Here is a 2,212-nt window from a genome sequence, read left to right on the forward strand (position 1 = left end):
CGAACAGGCCCGCGCCTCCGGCGTAGATGTTCCTCGTAGGGCCGCCGATCCTCGTCCACGATGTCCCCTGGCCGGACCACACGAACACCCCCGAGTGGTCAGGCGCCAGCCGGTACAGGTGCTCGCCGCTCATGGCGAACGCCGCCCCTGCTTCCCCGATTGGAACCCACTCGCGGGCACCTTGGAACTTGTAGATCTTTCCCGTGTCGGGGTGGGTGGCGAAGGTGCCCGCCCGGCCCGCGTAGACCGCGGAGGCGGGCCCGCCGATCTGCGCCCACCCCTGGCCGTCACCGGACCACCGCCACACCGCACGGTGATCGGACCGCAGCACATACAGATCGTCCTTGGCCGTCACGGACAACGCTGGGGCGGGCTGAGCCTGTTCGGAATGCTGCGCCGCGGCCGGAGCCGACTCGCTGGCCGCAGGGGTAGTGGGCTGGGGTGACGTCGGTGGGCTGCTGTCGGAGGCGGTAGGCGGTGCAGCCGGCGCGGTGATCGCGGGGTGCTTGCCGTCGGAGGCCACCGTGCCCGTGTCACGGGTGTGCAGGGCCAAGGTGGTGCCGGCGGCACCGGCCAGGACCGCGCAGACGGCGGCCAGCACAACCCAGCGCGTACGCCAGCGCCGCACGGCACGCACGGCACGACCGCCGGGGATGTTCGCGCTGGTGGCGGGGTTGTCCGATGCGTCGATGAGTTCGCCGCGGACAACGCGTTGACCGGCGGCCGAGCCCTCACCGCTCCAGCCCAGCCGGTCGTTGAGCCGCGACAGCTCCCAGTGCTGCCCCTCGAGCGCGGCACGTACCTGCACCAGCAGCACCGCGATCTCCCCGTCGGCGTCCGGGCGCGCCGGCACGAGCTCCCCGGACGTTGGTGCCTGGTCGGCCCCCGTGCTCGAGATGTCCTGTGCCTGCTGCTGGTAACGCTCCTGCTCCTGGTGAGCGCGGGCGTGGGCCACCTGCGCGGCGGTCTGGATCTCCTGCGCGCGGGCCAGTTGCTCGGTGGCCTGGCTCAGCGCACCGGCCTGCGGCGGCACAGGCTCCGCCGGATTCTGGTGCGGTGCCTCGGCGGCCGGGCTTCCCACGGTGCTGCCGGCGGGCGGTGTCTCGGCTTGGAGGCGGGTGATGATGTCGCGCAGGACGTGGACGAGTTTCGCCGATTCACGCAGGTCCGCCTCGGCCTGACGCTGCGCCCGCACCGCGTGGGCCAGCGCGTCGCGCGGAGTACTGGCCGGCGGCTGCTGGCCGCCCTCGGCGGCCAGTGCCGCACCGAGCAGGGCGTTCGCCCGCTGCCTCCAGCGCTCCCGCCCGGGAGCGTCCGGAACCCGGTCCTGCAGCAGCTGCTCCAAGAGCCCGGCGGTAATAATTTTCGCGCCGGAGCGGTAGTTACCCCAGCTGGTCTTGCTGGCGGGGTAGAGCTCGGCGAGCTCTCGCACCGTGACGCTGCCCGTCAGCTCCCGCACCAGGGCGGCTAACTCGTTGGCCTGCGGGGTCTGCCCCTTCGGGCTGCCCTGCGGACGTCCTGCTCGTGCCATCGCCGACCCTTGGTTGTCCGTGGCCAAACCGGGTTTGTCCGCAACTGACCTGCGTTTTCCCGCCCAGCAATCGAAGGACAATCACACCAGGCCACAGCGTGGGTCTCCAGCACTTCTCGGACAAACTCTGGAGACCCTGTGAATCCTCCAACTCCCCCAGCCCGCACCGGGAACCGGCGCTGGCGACAGCTTCCGTCCCCCGCAAGGAGGCGCTCCCGGCCGGGAGCGGTTCTGCGGCGGATCGGCGTAACGCTGGCCGTCGCCCTGACCGCGGGCCTGCTGGCCGTCGTCCCGGCACACGCCGACCCTCCGGCCGGCGCGCCCATCGCCCTGGAATCCGTCACCGCCACCGCCGACGACCACCTCTTCGCCCTGGCAGCCGACCACACGGCCGTCTTCGCCTGGTCCGGCACCGGCACCGACTGGACGAAGATCGGCGGCCCCGCCGCCCACCTGTACGGCGGCGGTGCGGGGCTGTTCGCCACCAACCCGGACACCGGCACGATCCTGCGCTACACGGGCACCCCCGAGCTCTGGACGCCGATCGGCGAGCCGGGCGCCGCCTTCGCGATCGCCGGAGACCGCCTCTACGGGCTCAGTTCGGACCGAACCGCGGTCTACCAGTGGTCCGGCACCGGCACCGACTGGACGAAGGTCGGCGGCCCCGCTCAGGACCTCTAC

Annotated in this window: 2 pseudogenes; one reads left to right on the forward strand and one right to left on the reverse strand. The window is 72.2% G+C overall.

The window, feature by feature from the left end:
- Window positions 1-1,345, reverse strand: a pseudogene (locus O3W51_RS43730) (hypothetical protein); the annotation flags it as partial.
- A 324-nt stretch (window positions 1,346-1,669) separates the two neighbouring features.
- Here O3W51_RS43730 and O3W51_RS43735 point away from each other — a divergent pair.
- Window positions 1,670-2,212, forward strand: a pseudogene (locus O3W51_RS43735) (hypothetical protein); the annotation flags it as partial.

The sequence above is a fragment of the Streptomyces sp. H39-C1 genome (assembly GCF_027158125.1).
GTDB classification, from domain to species: domain Bacteria; phylum Actinomycetota; class Actinomycetes; order Streptomycetales; family Streptomycetaceae; genus Actinacidiphila; species Actinacidiphila fildesensis.